Annotated in this window: 13 protein-coding genes; 5 read left to right on the top strand and 8 right to left on the bottom strand. The window is 57.7% G+C overall.

Annotated elements, in window-relative coordinates:
* Positions 1-99: 99 nt before the first annotated feature.
* Positions 100-858 (top strand): AraC family transcriptional regulator, encoded by a 759-nt coding sequence (locus HFP54_RS16995; RefSeq protein ID WP_168566073.1) that lies wholly within the window; start codon positions 100-102, stop codon positions 856-858.
* Positions 859-908: 50 nt separating this feature from the next.
* On the opposite strand, the gene HFP54_RS16990 is transcribed toward HFP54_RS16995, so the two are convergent.
* The 3 genes from HFP54_RS16990 to HFP54_RS16980 all read right to left on the bottom strand — a co-directional run bounded on the left by HFP54_RS16990 (position 909) and on the right by HFP54_RS16980 (position 5267).
* Positions 909-1781, bottom strand: coding sequence for a universal stress protein (locus tag HFP54_RS16990; protein WP_168566072.1), 873 nt, complete (start codon positions 1779-1781; stop codon positions 909-911).
* 100 nt (positions 1782-1881) lie between these two features.
* On the bottom strand, positions 1882-4881 hold the full coding sequence (locus HFP54_RS16985; RefSeq protein ID WP_168566071.1) for a hypothetical protein: 3000 nt from the start codon (positions 4879-4881) through the stop codon (positions 1882-1884).
* Positions 4878-5267, bottom strand: coding sequence for a fluoride efflux transporter FluC (locus HFP54_RS16980; RefSeq protein ID WP_168566070.1), 390 nt, complete (start codon positions 5265-5267; stop codon positions 4878-4880). Before HFP54_RS16980 ends, HFP54_RS16985 begins: the two co-directional genes overlap by 4 nt.
* A gap of 391 nt (positions 5268-5658) precedes the next feature.
* Here HFP54_RS16980 and ilvB point away from each other — a divergent pair, with 391 nt between their 5' ends.
* Positions 5659-7458 carry a biosynthetic-type acetolactate synthase large subunit gene (ilvB, locus tag HFP54_RS16975; protein WP_145296096.1) on the top strand — a complete coding sequence of 600 codons (1800 nt, stop codon included), beginning with the start codon at positions 5659-5661 and terminating at the stop codon, positions 7456-7458.
* A 48-nt stretch (positions 7459-7506) separates the two neighbouring features.
* On the opposite strand, the gene HFP54_RS16970 is transcribed toward ilvB, so the two are convergent.
* The 4 genes from HFP54_RS16970 to HFP54_RS16955 form a co-directional block, all read right to left on the bottom strand.
* Entirely contained in the window at positions 7507-9240 is a 1734-nt protein-coding gene (locus HFP54_RS16970) for a sulfatase-like hydrolase/transferase (RefSeq protein WP_168566069.1), read from the bottom strand.
* A 111-nt stretch (positions 9241-9351) separates the two neighbouring features.
* A complete protein-coding gene (locus HFP54_RS25745; protein ID WP_235951978.1) occupies positions 9352-12441 on the bottom strand; it encodes a sulfatase-like hydrolase/transferase in 3090 nt (1029 codons plus the stop codon).
* A gap of 17 nt (positions 12442-12458) precedes the next feature.
* Positions 12459-13643 carry an FG-GAP repeat domain-containing protein gene (locus HFP54_RS16960; RefSeq protein ID WP_206036271.1) on the bottom strand — a complete coding sequence of 395 codons (1185 nt, stop codon included), beginning with the start codon at positions 13641-13643 and terminating at the stop codon, positions 12459-12461.
* Positions 13644-13726: 83 nt separating this feature from the next.
* Positions 13727-16066 (bottom strand): S9 family peptidase, encoded by a 2340-nt coding sequence (locus HFP54_RS16955; RefSeq protein ID WP_206036270.1) that lies wholly within the window; start codon positions 16064-16066, stop codon positions 13727-13729.
* A gap of 282 nt (positions 16067-16348) precedes the next feature.
* Between HFP54_RS16955 and HFP54_RS16950 the strand changes: the two genes are divergently transcribed.
* Complete coding sequence (locus tag HFP54_RS16950; RefSeq protein WP_168566068.1) at positions 16349-17725, top strand: glycoside hydrolase family 140 protein; 1377 nt, start codon at positions 16349-16351, stop codon at positions 17723-17725.
* Between the two features lie 64 nt (positions 17726-17789).
* Here HFP54_RS16950 and HFP54_RS16945 read toward each other — a convergent pair whose 3' ends face one another.
* On the bottom strand, positions 17790-18695 hold the full coding sequence (locus HFP54_RS16945; RefSeq protein WP_168566067.1) for a DUF6528 family protein: 906 nt from the start codon (positions 18693-18695) through the stop codon (positions 17790-17792).
* Between the two features lie 255 nt (positions 18696-18950).
* On the opposite strand from HFP54_RS16945, the gene HFP54_RS16940 reads away from it, so the two are divergent.
* On the top strand, positions 18951-19958 hold the full coding sequence (locus HFP54_RS16940; protein WP_315853922.1) for a DUF1593 domain-containing protein: 1008 nt from the start codon (positions 18951-18953) through the stop codon (positions 19956-19958).
* 371 nt (positions 19959-20329) lie between these two features.
* Positions 20330-21157, top strand: a complete 828-nt coding sequence (locus tag HFP54_RS16935; RefSeq protein ID WP_168566065.1) for a hypothetical protein — start codon at positions 20330-20332, stop codon at positions 21155-21157.
* Positions 21158-21168 lie beyond the last annotated feature (11 nt).

Below are 21168 nucleotides of genomic sequence, written 5' to 3'. Positions count from 1 at the left end.
CAATAGCGGCGGCCCCGACCATCGGCTGTGACGACAAACCTATCCGGGGTGCGACCAAACGTCTTGCACCGGAAAACCTTTGCCGTGTAATTTTACGGCATGAAAAACACTGACTTTCGCGACGCCTTTTTGCAGCGTCTTCCGGCCGATCAAATTTTGGCCCTGTTCGACCGGTTGCCCGACGTCTCGTTTTTCGTCAAAGACCGCCGGGGGCGTTTCGTGTCGCTGAACCGCCGCGGATGCGAATACTGTGGCGTGACGTCGGCGGACGACGTGATCGGCAAAACCGACCATGACTTTTTTCCCAAAGTCCGCGCCGACGAGTATCGCGACGACGACCGCCGCGTGATGAAGTCGGGCAAGCCCATCATCAACCGGATCGAGAGCGCCCCGGAGGACGTGGGTTCGCCACGTTTGGTCGCGACGACCAAGATCCCGCTGCGCGATCAAAGCGGCAAAGTCATTGGCGTGGCGGGGTGTTCACGCCAAATCGAACGCATGCAATCGGGAACCGCCGATTCGCTGGGTGACGTGATGGAATACCTTCACCAGCACTTTGATCGCCATGTAACCAGCGACCAACTAGCGGAGATGTCGGGGTTGTCGGTCAGCCATTTCGAACGACGGTTCCGACTGGCTTTTGGAACATCACCGCGACAATATTTGATCCGCATTCGGATCGAACAGGCGACCAAGATGTTGCGGCAGACCGACCACAGCGTTTCCAGCATCGCCCAACGCTGCGGCTTTTACGACCACGCCCATTTCAGCCGCAGCTTTCAACGAATCATGAATGTGTCACCGACGAAATATCGACGACAGTACGGTGAAAACGCGGTCGTTCCCAAAGGCGTATGATGCCGCGTGTCTGTCGCCCGCGGTGATTCGCGATTTTGTGGCATCGGGCTTTAGCGAGCGATCAAGACGGACTGTGTGGCGTGCCGCAACACATAGCGTGACGTGCTGCCCATCAACAGACGGGCAACAAAGCCGTGCCCTTTGTCGCCCACCACGATCAAACCGCTGTTGTGTTCGGCGGCCGCTTTCATGATGCCTTCGCCCAGGTGGTCTGATTCCATCATGGTTGCGGCAACGGTGGCGACGTGCTTCTTCAAACGCTCGGCCCCCACGACGGCCAAACGCTTGGCATCGGTACGACGTTTGGCGGATTCTTCGATCGCCGCGGGTGTGATTTCTTGACCGAACATTTCCAACCGCGAAGCCACCGAGACCACATTGACGATGGCGTCTCCGGACCAATCGACGTTGGCAAAATCAACCAACGCCTTTTCCGATGAATCGGATCCGTCATAGGCGACGGTGACACGCAAGTCGTTCCCACCGGCGGCGAACCCTTCGCTGCGTCGGTACACCAAAACGCTTTGCTTGGCATGAGTGGCAACGTCGTCGCTGACGCTGCCCAAAACGATGCGGGCAACGGCCGAATGCCCGACCGCACCGATGACGATCAAGTCCGCACCGTATTCATCGGCGGTGTCCAAAATGGAATGGGTCACGTGCCCGGTGCAGGTCTTGGTCGTCACATGGTCGTGACCGGCCAACAAGGCCGCCGCATTGTCCAACGTCGACGCCGCCAATTCCTCCTGTTGTTGCAACAACTGAGGCACCCACAAGTCGGCCGAGGCGTCGATCGGGACCTCCGGAGGATTGACCACCGTGGCCAGCAAAATCTGCGAAGGCGTCTTTTCCGTCAGGCGACCGATCGCCTTTACCGCTTCCATCGAATCGGGGGAACCGTCCACCGCAATCAGAATCTTCATCGCGTCACCCGCCTTTGGCGTCCATCAACAATCATGCACATCAAGCCGCAATCGTCCGCACGATTCCGCGGAACCCTATTCTAACAGACGCGGCACAACGCTATTGCACCGGCCAGCGTAAACGCACCCAATCGGTCGGCTGTGGCAACAGACGATCACGGTGTGATGCACCGGGCTGTGACCAGCGGACTTGTGCGAACCAGACATCCGTGGTTTCACCGTCGCGTTGCAAGTCGTTGCGCCGGATGGCGATTTCGAACGTGACACCGCTGTCGTCCGCTTCGCTGGCATAAAACCAAGTCGGCTGCCAACCCGACATACCGTCGACGCCGTCGAACGTGTGTCGATCGGCCGTCATCGCGATCTGGTAAGCCGTCGTCAGGTCTCCGTCGACATCCAGACGCAATTCCAAATGCGACCGTTGCGACAAATCGTGGTCGCGACGTTTAGCAGAATCGGCGGATCCCGTTGACACCGACGCTTGCACCGGAGCCGATCCGCCCGCGTCGATTTTTGTTGCTTCGCCGCAAACCACCGCGACAAAAAGGAATTCGTCGTCACTGGCGAAGCGATATCGAACGCCTTCGCGTCGGGTTTCCGTCGCTTCCCGCCAACAGGCGTCATCCAAGCGACCGTCCAGCCAAGGACGCGTCGGTGTGACCGCCACGGGGGCGACCATCGTCGCACGGGTCAGCAATTCGCCCCAGCCGTTCGTACGATCGGCCATCGCCAAACGCTGCAGCCCCGGTGATAGCGAATCGCCGCCGAGGACGGGTTCAGGTGCACCGGCGATCGCTGCGTCCATGTTTTCACTTTCGGTCGACGTGTCGGAATGGGCATCGGTGTCCAAACATCCGCCCGGCCGTTTCAGCCAAAGTCGCCAGGGATGAAATTCCCACTGCAGATCGACGGCGCCCGGTTCCTTGGATGACGGTGCGGAAACATCGCCGGCGCGTGCCCCCGGAAACACCGCTTCGCCGAATTGGCCTAAGGTTCCCAACGTCGCCTTGCCCTTCAATCGCGTTCGTTCCACTTGAAAAGGCGAATCGATTCCACCGATCGACGGATCCACTGGCTGGGCTTCGCTTGGATGGACGCTGTCGGTTTGAAAGGGCGACGACCGAACCACCTCGACCGAATGTCGGGGCCGATCGTCGGACGTTTCGGTCAAGAAAGCCGGCAGGGAAGTCGCGGCCAACATGCTTCGTTCCTGGCTGGCTGCCAGCACTTTCGACCGCAGGGCTGCCCACTGTCCGACGCTTTGCGACTGAAAACGGCTGGCGATTTGTTCCAAAAGGATTCGCTGTGATTCGCTCGGATCGACCGGCCGGATGGGCCCGGACCTTTCCAATGCATCGGTCGCCCGGCGATACAAACGCCACAGCACCGCTAACCGATCATCGGAATCGAATTGCGATACCAGAGCATCCAATTGTTGTTTCAAGGTTCCCTGCATCGATTGCCGGCCGGACGGCACAGACGCCCCGTCGCCATCCCCCGTTTCGGATAGCCCCAACAGGGCTTCGACTTTGCGGGTCAGTCCGATCCGTGCTTGTGCGATCTGGACGTCACGTCGCGAAGCGGTCGGCAACCCGGCCGCGATCCGGTAACCCGACGACAGTGGCAGACCAGACGCAATGCTTTCGCCGGGCACCACGGAACCTCGGGCGTCATACAACCAACGCAAAGCCAAGTGATTCAGCTCGCCCGATGTCCCCGCGCTGATCGCCGCATCGGGTCCCAGTGTCATCCACGCATCGTTCTGCAAATCACCGGCGACCACACCCAGCCGCGGGTACAACGCGCCGGCATGCATCAGAGTGTCGCCCGACGTGCCGTATTGATAGTCGACAACGCGTTGCACCTGAGCCTTCACGGCGGCGTGCAACCACGCCTGACGCACCGATCGCGACATGCGACGGTCGATCACCAACACCGCCGGACGATGACGGCGCAGCCAAGTGTTGATCCACTCGGGATGCGAGACATCGTCGGCTGAATCTGACGGTTGAGCGGCAGGTTGATAATCGACGCCGACACCGCCCATCTGCACGACCGCGTCATGAAATCGATCCAAATCCGCCGTGCGTTCGGTTGCGTTCGACGCCCGGCCTGACGAATCTTGGTCCCACCACAGAACGGCCGTCCGCTGGCCCGACTGCAACACTTCGCTGGCGATCAGCCGCCACGGCGTTTGGATTCGGTCGGTGGTGACGACCAGAATCGCGGTGCGGCGGGCGTCGCCACGGACCGCTTGCCAAGCACCGGCCGCCGTCGCATCGTCATCGGGAATTGTGCCATCTGCCGTTTCGCCCGCGGTCGACGGTACGCGGCGTCGCCAGATGCGGCCGTGATCGCCGACGGCAATCTGTTCAACGGATCCATGATCGCCATGGCGGCCTGTGATCGTGACCGAGGCGCGTGCGACGCCGTCGGCAGGCCCGTCAACGATCGGTGCTTTCGCTGCTGGTGGCAACGCACGCTGAACCTCCGGTGCCTTTGCCGCCGCACCCTGCCATTGCCGCCCGCCGTCGTAGCTTTCAAAGCGATCGGTCAGATCGGCAAAACTGAACCGGCCATCGGCGACCAGACAACGACGTGCCGCATCGAATTTGACTTGGCCCAGACGTGGCAGATCGCCATCGATGCCGCGTGCCCAAGACCGGCCGCCATCGGTCGATCTGAGCACGACACCGCGGCTGATCCCGGTCACCGGGTCGTCAAACCCACCGACGGCCACCCACAGGTCGGGCGAAACCACCGTGACGTCATCCAACCGAGCCCGCGTGGACGATTCCACCAGAGCCCATGTCTGTCCACGATCGGCCGAGCGAAGAATCACCCCGCGATCACCGACGGTCACGCACGTTTGCCCATCGGGCGACACGGCCACCGCGTTCAGACGTGATTCTTCACGCAGGACGTCGACGGCGCTGTAATCGGGAAATCGACAAACACGCTGGGCCTGGACCGATCCGGCAACGCCCAGGACCAGGGCAAAGCAGACAGCCCAAAAAATTCGATGGACCAGGCCACTCCGCGAGATCGAACCGGCCGACGCCCACGCGGCCTGCGGACACCATCTTCTTGAAACCTTCACGACATCCAGCCTCGTACCATCGACGCGCTTCCAAGCAACACCGCCCAGCCGACCAACAGATTCGTTAACACATAGACCGACGCGACGCCCAAACGACCTTCGCCCGCGGTGGCCGCCGATTCGGCTGCGAAAGTGGAAAAGGTGGTCAAACTGCCTAAAAATCCGACTCGCAGGGCCAGTGCGGTCGCGGGCGGCAAATTCCCGTGAATCAGGCTGAATTCGGCCAATCCGCCCAGCAATCCGCACCCCAGAACGTTGACGATCGTGGTCCCCCACAGGGATGATCCGCCCGGAACCGCCATCGCGGCGACGGTCACCAAATAGCGACAGGTCGCACCGACGGCGCCGCCTGCGGCAATTGCACCGAGATTCATCCAAGTTGTCATGGTCTGGGGCCGTTTTACGCATTGCCTAAGTGATGTCACGAATTTACGTTAGCAACGAGAGCGGCGTTATCGCCGCGGCCGATCCCGTTGTCGGCCCGCCAATCGGGGCATCTGCGTGTTTTGTCCGACCGACAGCCGCGAACCCGGCCGGGCCCAGCGGACACTAGAACACCAGCCGGACGTGTGCAATCACAACACGCCCCGGCACGCGACGCCCCCGGACCCGCGTCCGGATCGTCTCGTATTCATCGCGACGGCCCCAAAGATTCGATATTTCCGCCGCCCAGGACAATGTCAGTTTGCGGGCCAGGCGACCGAGTTTTTGCCGCGGATGTCGTGTTTTGACGCGCCAATTCGCTAAACGCACCACCACGGACTGACCGGATTGTCCATGAGCACCGTTGATTCAGATTCGTCCGCCACCAGCGGATCCAAGCCAGCCGACGCCCCCGTGATGAACGGCGCCGATATTTTGGTCAAATCGCTGGTCGATCAGGGCGTCGATACTCTGTTCGCCTACCCGGGCGGATGCAGCATGCCGATGCACCAGTCGCTGACCCGTTTCGGCGTCGATTTGCGGACGATCCTGCCCCGTCACGAACAGGGCGGCGCCTTCGCCGCCCAGGGTTACGCCCGCAGCACCGGCAAAGTCGGCGTTGCCATGGCCACCAGCGGCCCCGGCGCGACCAACTTGGTCACCGCGATCGCCGATGCCAAACTGGACAGCATTCCGATGGTCTGCATCACCGGCCAAGTCCCCACCGGGATGATCGGCAGTGACGCGTTCCAAGAAACCCCCATGGCCGAAATCTGCCGCGGAATCACCAAGCATCATTACCTGGTGACCGACCTGGCCGATCTGCCGCGGATCATGAAGGAAGCCTTCCACATCGCGACCACCGGACGTCCCGGACCGGTCTTGGTGGACATGCCCAAAGACGTCCAACTGACGACCGCGGAATTGGACCTGGATCCGGAAATGGATCTTCCCGGCTATGAACCCACTCCGCCGGAAATCCCCTCCGAGACGATCCGCCAAATCAACGCGGCGATCAAGCTTTCACGACGCCCGGTCATCTACGCCGGTGGCGGCATCATCCTGGGCAACGCCAGCGAAGAACTGCGCCAATTCATCCGCCAAAGTGGCATCCCCGTGGTGACCACCATCATGGGCATCGGTGCGGTCGATCCGGCCGACCCGCTGTCGATGGACTGGCTGGGCATGCACGGTTCGGCCTACGCCAACTATGCCGTTCGCGACTGTGACCTGTTGATCGCCTTGGGCGTGCGGTTCGACGACCGAGTGACGGGTAAGGTCGAAGCGTTCGCCAAAGATGCCAAGATCATCCACGTCGACATCGACGGATCCGAGTTGAACAAGAACAAGGAAGCTCACATCCCGGTCCGCGGCGATGTCAAACGCTTCTTGGTCCAGATGAACGAGATCGTTCAACATTGTGAAATCGATCCGTGGCGTGACCACTGCAGCGAACTGAAAGCCAAGTACCCGCTGACGTACGACGATTCGTTCGACGGCATCCTGCAACAGCACGCGATCAAAACGCTCAGCGATGTCACCGCCGACATGAACACCTACATCAGCGTGGGCGTCGGCCAACACCAAATGTGGGCGGCACAATTCTATAAGTTCCGTCGCCCGCGGACGTTCATGTCCAGCAGTGGTCTGGGCACCATGGGCTTTGGTCTGCCCGCGGCGATGGGCGTCCAAGCGGCACATCCCGACGCCCTGGTCATCGACATCGACGGTGACGGCAGTTTCCAGATGAACATCCAAGAATTGGCGACTTGCTTCTGCGAAGAACTGCCCGTCAAAGTGTTCTTGCTGAACAACCAACACCTGGGCATGGTCGTCCAGTGGGAAGACCGATTCATGGACCGAAACCGTGCCCACACTTACCTGGGACCGATTCACCACGATGAAGCCAAGGGCAAGAGTGACGCGGACCGCTTCGAATACGCCAAAGAGCGCTATCCGAACTTCGTCCAAATCGCCAAAGGCTATGGCTGTGGCGCCGCAACGGTTCGCAAGAAAGCAGACCTGGAATCGGCCATCCGCGAGATGATCGAATACAAGGGACCGTTCTTGCTGGACGTCGAAGTCCCCTACCAGGAACACGTCTTGCCGATGATCCCCGGCGGTCACACCGTCGACGACATCATCCTGGAATAAGTCGACTCGCGTCAGAAACCGATCACTCGTCGGTGACCGACCACTCATTCACGATGCCGGAATCAAGGCAAGGCATGGCTGGTCATCGACGATGAAGTATCCGATCGTTTCCCCGTCGGCGGTTTGGACACGCAACACGGTTCCCGGATGCGTGTCAAAGGCCTTCTGCCATCCAGCCTCCAACGTCCCGAACGACCGCGCCCGGCCATCGGCGTCGATCCACTGAATGTCGACCGGTTGGCCTGTTCGATTGCCGATCGTCACGTCGACAGCGGCCGCATCCGGCTTTGATTCGGGCAACGCTCCGTCTCCGATCGGGTGCCAGGAAAGCCGAGGCAATGACGCGGTATTGTCACTTCGGTAATCCGCGAAGGATTTAGGGACGAACCGTTGTAGCCGCCGAATTTCTGTGTCGCGATTCGGTTGCTCCGCCAGGTTGTCCCATTCATGCGGGTCCGTCGCGGTGTCGTACAACTCATGGTCACCGTTGCCATACCGAATGTACCGCCAGCGTTCACCACTGATTGCCAGGTTGCCGGGTCGGTTCAGGAACGTCAGCGACGCATGAGGCCAATCGGACTGTGGATCCTTCAACAGCGGCACCAGACTCGGTCCATCGTTGCCTTCTTTCGCCGGCAGCCCGGCCAAGTCCGTCAGTGTGGGATAGAGGCTAAGCAAGTTCACCGGACGACTGCACACCGCACCGTCCCGCGTTCCATCGGGTAAAGCCGACACGCCCGCCGGAACACGAACGATCAACGGAACGCGAGTGCAAACGCGCCAACCGGTGTACTTTTGCCAGTGCTGCTTTTCGCCCAAGTGCCAACCATGATCGCTCCACAAAACGACGATCGTGTTGTCTCGATTCGGACCGTTCGCCAAAGCGTCCAACACTCGACCGACCATCGCATCGGCAAAATGGATCGAAGCCAGATAGCCTTGAATTGCCTGCTTCCATTGCCCATGTTCGCGAATGTGTGCGAAGTAGCGATTCGGTCCACGCGATTGGCCTGCCGGCGGCAGATCATCCAGATCGTCTTCGCGATACCCCGGCGGCAACTGAATGTCGTCCAACGGGAACGGCCGAAAATACTTTTCCGGCACGAACCAGGGTTCATGTGGCCGGTAAATCCCACAAGCCAAAAAGAACGGCTGATCGTGTTGCCTGGAAAGCTGCTGCCCGATCCACTGGGAGACTGACCAGTCACCACCAAATTCTTCGTCGGTCACATCCAGCGCGGCCCAGTCGGTTTCGATGTACTGCCAAGGTCCACCCACGGGCAAACTGACCGGACGATTCTTTGGATAGAACGTGCGTGGGAACGGATTCTCCGTTTCCTTGGGTGGAAAATAATCGTCCCACGAATCGGCATCGGTGAAATAATGCAAGATCTTTCCAGACCCCGCCGACCAATACCCGTGACGTGAAAAGTACTTGGGCAACAGTTCGGCGTCGGGCATCAACCGGCGCATCTTTTGTCGATTGTCATACAGCCCCGACACGTGCGGCGAGATACCGGACATGATCGCACCACGCGACGGATTGCACGCCGGCGCGGGGCAATGAGCATTGCTGAACAATTGGCCGCTGGCCGCCAGCCGATCGATATTCGGCGTCAACGATTGCGGATGTCCGCCCAGACAGCCGATCCAATCATTCAAATCATCGACGGCGATAAACAGAACGTTCGGCCGCGCGGCTTCGACCGGCGGGTCTCCCAAACAACAGGTCGTGATGCCCCAACCCAAAAGCCACAGATTCAAAAACCAAGGAAGTTTCATCGGCGCTGTTTCTCATCTGTTTTCGAATCAGCGAGCCGCCAAAATTCGTCCGATCGCAGCCAACGCTGACTTATCGGATGAGCCCGGGAAACCCGCTTGCGAATCAAGACATCACTTTCGAATGACCACTGTTCGTGGCGGCCAACACGGTGAATGAATTTCATGAATGGATCCGTCGCGACTTTCCACCACATAAACGCCACCGATGCGGGCATTCAATGTGACCGAATCGCCCGGTGCTAGGGTTCGCTTGACAGCTCGTCGACCGGTGGGTTTGATCGCCTGCAGAAAGATGTCCCCATCCGTCCGATTCTCAAAGGTGAATTCGACCTGCAGACGTCCGGGCCCGGACGGGCTGGTGTGCACGGCAGGCGTCAGACTCAATTTTCTCGGCGGGTGTTGCGACTGCAATTGCTGGCTCAGCTTCGCCAATAACGACGGATCAACCTCTTCCGCGATGTTCTTCGTTTCCGGCGTCCCCAAATTCGGCTGAAATCCGCCCTGATCGCCAGCGGCTTGATGATCATACAGCTCTTGATCTTTCAATTCCCCGGTCGCAAAGTCACGCCATTCGATGTAGCGATACCGGTCGGTTCGCATCGAATACCCCATGTACTCGGTGTCCTCATAACGGCGGTAGTACTGACTCAATACGGATGAATGAACCGTCGCATCTGGATCACGCAGAATCGGGACCACACTTTTGCCTTCGACAAAGCCGGGGATCTCCACCCCGGCCAAGTCACAAAGGGTCGGAAACAAATCCAGCAATTCAACCAGCGATTCGGTGCACTGCCCGTCGTTGTTTAACCCAGGTGCAGAAATAATCAGTGGCACACGAGCATCAATCTCATAGTTGGTCATCTTTCCCCAACCACGATACTCCCCAAGCTTCCAGCCATGATCGCTCCACAAGACGACAATGGTATTCTCTCGCAAACCTTCATCGTCCAAAGCCTTTAGCAGTCGCCCAATTTGGGCATCGATGTAGCTGACACAGGCGTGATAACCATGAACCAATCGACGAGCTTTGTCGGCGGCCAATTCGTCGGTGTCCCAAGGCTTGGGCATGTCGATCAAATCGACATAGTGTGACAATTCACTGTTGTTGTGCATCGCATACGGCGGCGCCCCCTCCGGCGTTGCCTGACCTGCCAACACGGGCAACTTATCCGGATCATACATGTCCCAATATTTTTTCGGCGCGACAAACGCAAGGTGAGGCCGAATGTAGCCCATGGCCAAGAAGAACGGCTGTTTCGACTTGGCTAACCGTCGCAAGTCTTCGATGCACCTATCTGTTCTGGCCCCGTCCAGCAATTCACTGTCTGGCAAATCGGGCGCCGACGTCGCCAACGCACGCAAATTGTTCTTACGCCAGTCGTTCGCGGGCAGCTTTTCCATGGCCTGGCGCACAACATCGCGGGTGCCATCGGGATAGACATAGGGCAGCGAAGGCAAACTGCGAATCGGTTCGCTCCAAGACTGTGGGTCCGGCGTCGGATTATGAAAGATCTTGCCATGACCGACCGCGGTGTAGCCGAACCGCCGCAACCACTGTGGCAACGTGACCGCGTCCGGTTTTGCCTCGCGAAAATGGATCGGCAGCGTCCAAACGCCCAACGTGTCGGGACGCAATCCGGTCATCAAACTGGCTCGCGAAGGATTGCACACGGCAACCTGGCAATAGGCGCGATTGAAACGCATTCCACTTTCCGCCAAACCATCGATATTCGGACTGATCGCGTGGGCATCTCCATAACAACCAAGCGTTGGACGCAGGTCATCAACCGCAATGAACAAGACATTTGGTTTTCGCCTCGCTTCCAAGCCCACATCCGACACCGCAACATCGTTTTCCGGTCCGATGGCCATCAATGAACTGGCGGTGCGAAAATAGATCGTCCCGGCGGAGATTGCGGGGGTGGCCAGACAAGAATCGCCCAGCGGATTCTTTGCTAAAAGTTTGTATTCCGGACCCGCGGCAATCACATACACGGTGCCGTCTTCCGAAGTGCAGTAGACCTTGTCGTTCGCAGCCACCAGAGACGAAACCACATAAGCGCCACTGTCCAGTCGCTTTTCGTAAAGCTTCTCTCCCGTGTTCGCATGAAAACAGCGCAGCACGCCGTTGGAATGCCCCAAATACAGGTAGTCCCCGACGACGACTGGCGTCGACATATAGGAGCCACCCTTTTCCACACGCCAAACCAACCCCGCGTCTTGGGGCGACACCGTATCGGTCAGATTCCCCTTGGCGTCGGTGCGGACGGCGATCACAGGCGAAGGGCCGCCGTGTGCACTGGTAATGTAGATTCGATCATTCGCGACAAAGGGGGTAGGGATTGGGTTGTCGCCTCCCCCTTCGATACGCCAAACCTCATCACCGGTTTGTAAATCGTAGGCGACGATCCAAGGGAACCCGTTGACAACCACCTGGGCACGCCCGTCGACTTCATGAATCAGGGGTGTGCCCCAACTGCGTTCGCAGACCTCGTCACGATCGCGACGCCAGATGGGTTCACCATCCTTCAAGTCGACGGCGATAATGTGCGGATGATCGGGATCATCGCAGACCAATACGATGTGTCCATCATGGATCGCCGGCGAACTGGCGTAGCCCCAACCGATGCCATACTTACTGACATCCACAACGCCCAGATCCTTCTTCCATTTCAATTCGCCGTTCAGGTCATAGCAGTACAGGCCTTCGGAACCGAAGAACGCCACCACGTTGTCTCCGCTGACCGCAACGGTGGTATTCGCGTGCGTTGCCTTGGCATGTCGCGTTGCCTTGGGAACTCCCTGATAGACCTTTTTCTGCCAAAGTTCTTTGCCGGTGTTCTTATCGAAGCACAGCAACATCCACTTCTGTTCGCTGTTGTCATCTGCCGCGTTTGTATTGCCAGCACGACCAATCTGAAGAGGAACATCCCCGTCGGTCGCCACCGCGGTCGCGATGAAAAGGCGGTCACCCACGATCACCGGACATGAATGCCCCAGTCCCGGGACCGCGGACTTCCACAACACCGATGGGTCATCGGGATCCGTCGCATCCCACTGCACCGGCGTCTCATATCCGTTGGCCACACCTTGGGCCCCGACACCGCGGAAACTGGGCCAATCGGTTGTTCCAGATTCTGCACCGACAGGTACGCTGAACAACAATGTCAACAAGACCAAAGATTTTGAACGAACCATGCTTGGGATCAGATGCGTCATTGCCTTGCCGGTTGATTGACGAAGATTTGGTTCTGCTGGTCCGAATTGGCGATGGCGATGTCGGGGTAACCGTCACCAGAAAAATCACCGACACACAATCCGTACGTTGCCGATTGATTCGGCCCGAATAACTGTGTGATAAAACGTCCTGCGTGGTCGCGATTGTAGCAAACCACATTGGGTTGCCCCTGATTGCCCGCCACGATGTCGGGGCGGCCATCCCGATCAAGATCCGCAACGGCGATACAAAACGTTTGCCCGTCTTGTCGGCCAATCTTGATTTCACGCGACACTCCCCCGGTGCCGTCGCCCAGGAAAACCACATTGGCGGCACCGATGTTTCCGACGACCCAATCCATATGACCATCGCCGTCGAAATCGGCCGTCGCGACCGCACGGCTTGATTCCGCTGTGCCAAATGCAACGGGCGCACCAAACCGTACGGTGTCCTTCGCTGAATTGCCGGGGTCTTCGGCAAGCAGAATCGTGTTGGGTTGATCGTCGCGATTGGCAAGGATCAGGTCCAAGCGTCCATCTTCGTTTAGATCGACGACGGCCACGTCGATGGTGGAATCCTCGCGTGTCCCAAAATCCAAAGCGTGCTGAAAATCGGCCGAACCGTTGTTCAGATAGATCGGATTGGCGCTTCCGCGACAGGTCAAAATTAAATCCATATCTTGATCGCCGTCGATGTCCGCGATGCTCAGACTGCGAACGCTTCGGGGCTGGCCCAGGTTCGTGTGAAATCGAAACTGACCGGTGCCATCATTCAAGAACACCCGCGACGGCGCCTGGTCATTTCCGACCGCCACGTCCAAGTCGCCATCGCCATCCAGATCAGCTAATTCACATGCATAACTGGTACACAGGTCACGCCCCAATGGACGCGCCACGTTGAACCTTGCCCGCGTCTGATTCAGAAAAACCAGATTTTGTCCCGGCCAGTGCCGACCGTTGGCCACAACGAGGTCGACATCATCGTCGCCGTCCACATCCCCGGAACGCACCGATGCCGATCGATTGGCCTGCACGCCGATCAGAAGTCGAGAACTCGACACGAACACGCGATCTTGCGCAACGGCAAGATCGGCGTGCCCCCAAGCGGTCCACAAAAACAACGCCGCAAGACCGGCCGTTCGCCCAAACGGACGTTCTGTGATCCGCCCAACCAACACTCGCATGCGATACTCCACCGATCCTTAACGTAACGCGGGGTGATCCACCAGCTTAACCATCAACTTCGATTCGGGGCGGCACATCCACGTCACTTCGGCCCTGGCGGCAGGTTTTGGTTCAAATACCGAGTCAGCAACTCGAACAGATGCCGCGTCGTCCCTTTGCCTTCGCTGATGCTGTGACTGCGATTCGGATACGCCATCATGCTGAAGGGCTTGTGATGTTTGACCAATTCATTGATCAACATCTGGCAATTCTGATAGTGGCAATTGTCGTCCCCCGTTCCATAGACAAGCAACAAATTGCCTTTCAACTGGTTTGCGAACGTGATGGGTGACCCGTTCTTGTATCCCTGCGGATTGTCCTCCGGCAGCCCCATGAACCGCTCTTGATACAGTGTGTCATAGTTCTGTTGGTCGCTGACAAATGCGATCGCCATGGCGGTGTGATAGAGATCGGGATAGCGGAAAATCGCATTCAGACTCATCGATCCTCCCCCACTCCAGCCCCAGATGCCGACGCGATCGGTGTCAATAAAACTCCATTGTCGGGTCATGGCACGGACCGCGGCGGCCTGATCGGACGACGCCAGGATGCCGATCTGTCGGTAGACCGATTTTCGCCATGCTCGTCCACGTGGTGCCGGGGTGCCACGATTGTCAACGCTGACAACCACATACCCTTGTTCGGCGATCATGCGATGCCACAAGTTTCGTTTTCCGTTCCATCGATCCAATACCGTTTGACCGGCAGGTTCGCCGTACACAAAGATGAACAGCGGGTACTTTTTCTGCGGATCAAAGTCAGCCGGCTTGAGACACCAACCGTCCAAGGTAACCCCATCGCCGATTTCGATCTGAAAGAACTCCGTGGTTCCTCGGTCGACTTCAGCAAAGGCGGCTTTCAATTCCGCGTTGTCTTCCAAGACGCGAACGGACTGATGGCCCGGCAAACGAACTAAATCAATCACCGGTGGTTGGTCAAAGCTAGAAAACGTGTGAATGGCCCACCGCGCATCATCCGAGATCTGGTAGCTGTGGGTGCCCCTTTGAGCATCGGGAGTCAACGATTGGATTTCCCCGGTTCCATCCAGCGATGCACGAAAAAGATATCGCTGCCCCGCGTTATCGGGAGACGCGATGAAATAGACCCAACCACCATGGTCATCAATCTTGACCACACGAATCACATCGAATTCCCCCGGTGTCAGCAAGGTCATCTGCTTTCCGTCGGCTGACACCAGATAAAGGTGACGCCAACCGTCGCGTTGGCTGGTCCAGGTGAATCGTTCCCCGTCGTCGATCCATTTCATGTCGTCGTGGACGTCGACCCATGCGTCGTCTTTTTCCACCAAGATGGTTTTCAGCGGACTGACGGCAACCGTGCCGCCCGCATCACACGTCACATCGGAGACCATCAACTGGTTCGTGTTCTGTAAACGGTTCAATCGCTGTAAGACGATACGGTTGGTTCCAGGAATCCAGTCCATTCGCGGGACATAATTGTCTCTCAAGTCACCGGGAAGCTTCACCCATTGCGTTTCGCCTCCATCGACACTGATCACGCCAATCCGACATGCCGAATTGGTTTCACCCACCTTGGGATACTTGTAGCTGGTGATTTCCGGATAACGCGACTTCGTATAGTTTATCAACTGAAATTCTTTGACGCCGTCGGTATCAAAATTCCAGAAAGCGATAAATCTCCCGTCGGGGCTGAAACGCCAACCATCCCGAACACCAAATTCTTCTTCATAAACCCAATCCGCCGTCCCGTTGATGATGGATTCGGAACCCGTGTCCGTCAGCCTTGAAATCTCCATCGATTCCAGATCTTGCAGATACAAGTTTTTTCGATAGACGTAGCCCACGTGCTTGCCGTCAGGCGAAATTTTCGCGAACATCATCCGCGATTCATCCGCGTCGCCGCCCAACTTTCGCAGCCGTTTCGCCGCGATGTCGAACAACCAATAGTCGCCCCGAGTCTCTTGCCGCCAGACTTTCACCGAGTTGGTATAGATCAACAGTTTGGTCCGGTCGTCGGACCAAGCGTAGTTCTTGATTTCTAGCGGCTTTTCTTGGTCCTTGGGAATCAGATCGGTGGCGGAAACCAGAACCGACCGCTCACCGCCCCCGGGATCGTAGGCGACGATATCTTTTCGGCCTTTGTGGTCGGGTGACTCCTCCAGCGTTGTGTAACCACCTCCATGGCTAAGCCAACGAGCCGGCCCAAACGATTTGTTCTTGAAATCGCTGCCCGAATAAATCCTCTGCACAGTCAACCGGGACGGATCCAAATCCTCACGAACGTCGCCGGTGGTCGATTTTTCTTCATCGGCTCGTCCGACCGGTATTCCACCGAACACAATCAATGCGATGCACAGCATCCGAGAATGATGAATCATCGGCGAACGTCGTTTCCAGTCCATCAAGCTATCCCAACAATCTCTGTACTTTTTACCGTTATCATACGATTCAATGTGACGAATCTGTCGGCTGTCTCGCGTTCCCGCTTTCATCGCCCCCCCATCAATCCCGCGTGTCGAGGGACAGTTTACCACGCCACTGACAATCGTTCTCAGAACGCATCCCAACGGCATCCTCACGGGCACTATGCTGTGAACAGAAAAGCTTTCAGTGGGCGGCACGGCGTCCCCCGCCTTTTCACTTCATCGTTCGCATCCAGCGAATTGTCCGACCGAGAGCCATCCATGAGCAATATCCCGATGCGTGCGACGATCCTGTGGCTGATCGTCTTCAGCTTCTTTTACACACACGCACAGGCAGTTCAGTTCCCGTTGCGGGTCAGTTCCAACGGCCGGCATTTGGTCGATCACCAGGACGCGCCGTTCTTTGTCTTGTGTGATACCGCATGGATCCTGAACGAAGCGACCACGTTGGAACAGTCCAAGGTTTACCTGGACGACTGCGCGGAGAAGGAATTCTCCGTTGTTCACGCGGCAATCTATTTTGACGGTCCGTTTGATCGCACCAAGATCACCGATCCCGACATTGATCACTTTCAGAAAATCAAAGACACGGTCGCCTATGCGCGACAGAAGGGAATCGCCGTGAATTTGATTCCAGCCTGGATGGGGTGGCGCGGCGAATCATGGGGAACCCTGTTCACTGATCTCAGCCAGACGGAGATTGAGAACTACGCCACCTTTGTCGCGAATCAGTTCCGAGAATTTGACAACGTCATCTATTCGGTCGGCGGCGACTACAACCCGGACTTTGATCCGCGAACGAAACAGCGTGACGCGAATTACCTGAAAGGCTATGAGATCGGAAACTGGATGGGGCACGCGTTGAAACGCGCACACCCACAAGCCCTTTGTATGTACTTTTCACAAGGCGGTTATCCCAGTTCCCAGTTCTTTGGCAAGGAATCGTGGTGCGACTTTCATTTCGTCCAGTTCAAGGACGCCAACCATGCCCAACAGTATCGGTTGATCAAACGAGACTACGAATTTCACCCCACCAAGCCGACTTACCTGGGCGAATTCGCTTATGAGTACCGCTTCGAGGGTCAGCGGTGGCCGAAGACCACACCGCTACAGATTCGGCGATCGGCGTATTGGGCGCTGACCAGTGGTGCGTGCGGTTACACGTACGGCCGACGAGGCCTATGGCACTTCAATTCAAAAGCGCCGTACAAAGTACATCGGCCGTGGCAGGACCTGCTGGACTGTGAACTTTCCCCCGGGCGATGTCATATGACGCAGTTCGCGCGCATGTTCAAGCGTCTGGATTGGCATCGGTTGGATCCCTATCACGTCAACAATTTGGTCACCATGGGCGCCGACGAAGGCACGACCGAGTTCACCAGCAGCGCAATCGCCCGTGATGGAAGTTTTGCGGTTGCCTATTTCCCAACCAAAAAAACGTCGACGATGGATCTGAGCAAACTCGCCGGCGACCAGATCGAAGCTCAATGGTTTGATCCGGTCAGCGGCCGGTACCACAACGTTTCCGGTTCCCCGTTTGACCGGGTCCAGGTCCCGATCACTCCGCCTGGTGAGAATTCGGAAGGTTCGACGGATTGGGTGTTGATTCTTCACAGTGTTCTGGATGTGGAGGACTGAATGCTGGCGCATCCAGCTACGGTTGTGGACGGTGGCAGTGTGGCGGCGCAATACCGCAAGGGTGTCAGTAGCTAAAGTCCACGTCCTGCCACCAGCGTGCTTTGTAAAAGCGTGCACCATCCACCTGGAAGCTGGTCGGCGTCCCTTTCGGATTCACCATGCGAATGGAATCACTTTGGAAACTGGCCCCGATTTCCGTTCTTTCCGGATCACTGATCCAGATGGTTCCATCGGAGTGCTGACTTGCGCTTTTGATCGAATCCAAGTCGGACAACAGGTCGAACCGTTCGCTATCCAGATCAAAAGCGAACAATGCGTCATTGTTGCTGACCAATAGTTTGGCTTCGCTGCGGTAGGGGAACAAATCGTGTCCCGTGGGCGACAGCGGCAAATCAAAGGCCCGGTCAAGTGATAGGTTTCCGCTGCGGTAGTGGTACCGATAAAGCCGATCGCCCAAAACCCAAAGGCAATCACGGTGCTTGTCCCAGGTGACCCCGTGAGCGTACGGCAATTCGTGGTCAACGAAATCGTCGGCGGAACGATGCAGTCGCAACATCCCGTGATTGCTGTTCACACTGACGATCAATCCATCGGGCAACAGTTCCGCGGAATGACAACTGCTGTAAGAAGGATAATCCTTGATCACCTTGGCATCAGGATATCGAATCAGGCGCACGCGACCGTGATAGGCGATCAGGATCATGACTTGATCATTCATCACCACACGCTTTGCATCCGTCGGGACGTACTGTATTGGCGGATCGTCAACCGCCGGATAGGTCCACAACAGCTTGGCGTCATCAACCTTCGCAAACGGGTCGACCAATCGCACACGGTTGTCTGCTTGGTCGGCACACAGTATCGCCGGAACATCGGCGGAAATTGTCTGGCCATCGATGGTCTCGACCGGTGTTTGCGCCGCGGCCAGACCGACCAGAAGGCAAAGAAGGATCGCAACAAAACTCTTCATGACACGGCATTCCCAACTCGACCGGATTCGCCCCAACGGTTTCGATTCTGATGGTGACAGTGTCTCGATCGCCTGCCACGTCGACAACCGTTCGACCCGGCTTCGAAGCAAGATCGCGTGGCATGGAAGCATCCTTCGTCAGCCCCAACGTTGCCCTGATCGATGGGATACACTTGGCGATTGTCGCGAACCGCTGACGCCCGAAAACTCCCCCGACCGGTATCAAATCCCATGACGAACCCTTCGATATGTCGAGTGATTTTGGTAGTCGTTCTGGTCGCCTGGAGCGGATTCGCGGATGGCGAAGATCGCCCCCGGCTGGCCGTTTTAACGGACATTGGTGGCGACCCCGATGACACCCAGTCGCTGATTCGATTGATGGTGTATTCCAACGAGTTTCAGATCGAAGCGATTGTTGCCAGTGCATCGGGCACACCCGGCGAGCTAAAGAAGTCGATCACACGCACGGATCTCATTCATGAGATCATCGATGCGTACGACCGTGTGCTTCCGAATTTGAAGCGGCACGATTCCGGGTGGCCGACGGCAGACACGTTGCGTGGTGTCGTTCGTTCGGGCAATCGTTTTCGAGGGCTTAAGCACATCGGTGACACGCATGACACGGACGGATCAAAGTGGCTGATCCAGTGTGTCGATGCAGGTTCGGTGGACCGACCGCTGAACATCGCAATCTGGGGCGGACAAACCGATTTCGCGCAGGCACTTTGGCGGGTCAAGCATGATCGTGGGATGGATGGTCTGGCCGATTTCGTCAAGAAGTTCCGCGTCTATGACATCGCCGATCAAGACCGGATCGCCGATTGGATGCGGAAGACGTATCCGGGGATGCACTACGTTTTGTCAAAGGCTTCCCCGGGACAAGACAAACGCACCGCCACGTTTCGCGGGATGTATCTGACGGGGGACGAATCGCTGACCAGTCGTCGTTGGATCGACGAACATGTTCGGTCACGCGGGGCCCTGGGGGAAAAGTACCCGACCAAGACTTGGACGGCCCCGAATCCACACGGTTGCCTGAAAGAAGGCGACACACCGTCGTGGCTGTTCTTCTTGCCGCTCGGTGGCAATGATCCGTCCGATCCGACGCAACCCGGATGGGGCGGTCAATTCCAGCGTGAACCCGACGGATGGTACCGCGACCTGACCGCCACCGATTCGGTGGATCCCCGAACCACGGTCAGCCGACACCGCGTCGCGATCCAAAACGACTTCGCCAAACGCATGCGTTGGTGCCAACCGTAGCCAAAAGGGGACGGGGGTCTTTTTACCACTACGTGGAAATCGGGGATGAGTCATCGGCGACAGGACGCCTCGTCCTTGCGCGTGGAAATACGGTCCCCCAAAAGATTGCTGGTCGCAGGGTTCGCCCCGCGAGGTCGGTTTGACTCAGTGATTTCCGGAGTTTCGCAATGCCTGGCGTTTTCGTTTGGGGCGAAGGCAAGGTCCAAGGCCGCGACAAACCTGAAATTGGGCTGGACTCCGCATATCCGCCCAGGCGAATATATCAACATATTCGCCTAGGCGGATGTGCGGATCCGATGCCGTCGCCCGCCGTTCCCCAAGCCCTGGCATTGCGCCGGGAGACCTCGTTTCAACCAAGAGAAGGATTTCAAATGAAACGCATGACAATTACGACACGCCTTTTGGTCGCTTTCACGGCGGCGGTGCTTTGTCTGGTCTCTGCCGAACCGATTCTAGCCGCTAACGCTCTGGCGTCCGAAAGCATCCCGGAGGGTCGCGCAGGGGTGGCGATGCGGAACGCGGCGGCCCAAGACAAATACTTGTTCGTCTATTTCTGGAAGCAGTCCGACCCACCGACCCAAGCGATGCGGGCTGTTTTCGAAAAGGCGACCGGTCAGATGAACGATGTCGCCGATGCGATCAGTGTGCAAATCACTGACGCCAGCAATGCGGCGATGGTCAAGAAGTTCGGCGTCAGTCGGGCTCCCATGCCGTTGGCACTTGCGATCGCACCCAACGGCGCGATCACGCGCGGCTTGCCGGTCAAGTTCGACGAACAACAGTTGAAAGCAGCCGTGGTCAGCCGCGGAACCTCCCATTGCTTGAAAGCCCTGCAAGATCGCAAGTTGGTCCTTTTGTGTGTCAAACATCAGACCGGTCCGAACGATTTTCCCGGCGCTTATGAATTCACGCAAGACGAACGTTACTCGGCGGCGAGCCAGATCGTTCGCATCGATCCGAGCGACTCATCCGAGCACGGTTTCCTGCAATCGCTGAAGATCGACCCGTCGGCCGATCAGGGCGTGACGGTTGTCTTAAGTCCTCCCGGCCAACCTGTCGCAACCTTCAAATCCGACGTCACCAAAGATCAGATCATCGAGCGTTTGGCCGCCGCCAGCGCGTCTTGCTGTCCCGGAGGCCAATGTGGTCCTGGTGAATCCTGTTGCCCCGGCGGCAATTGCGAACCCGCCGCGAAATAGGAATTGAAAGG

The sequence above is a fragment of the Crateriforma spongiae genome, assembly GCF_012290005.1.
Classification (GTDB): domain Bacteria; phylum Planctomycetota; class Planctomycetia; order Pirellulales; family Pirellulaceae; genus Crateriforma; species Crateriforma spongiae.
Note: the sequence above shows the minus strand (reverse complement) of the source record. Positions and strands in the feature narration are given on the sequence as shown.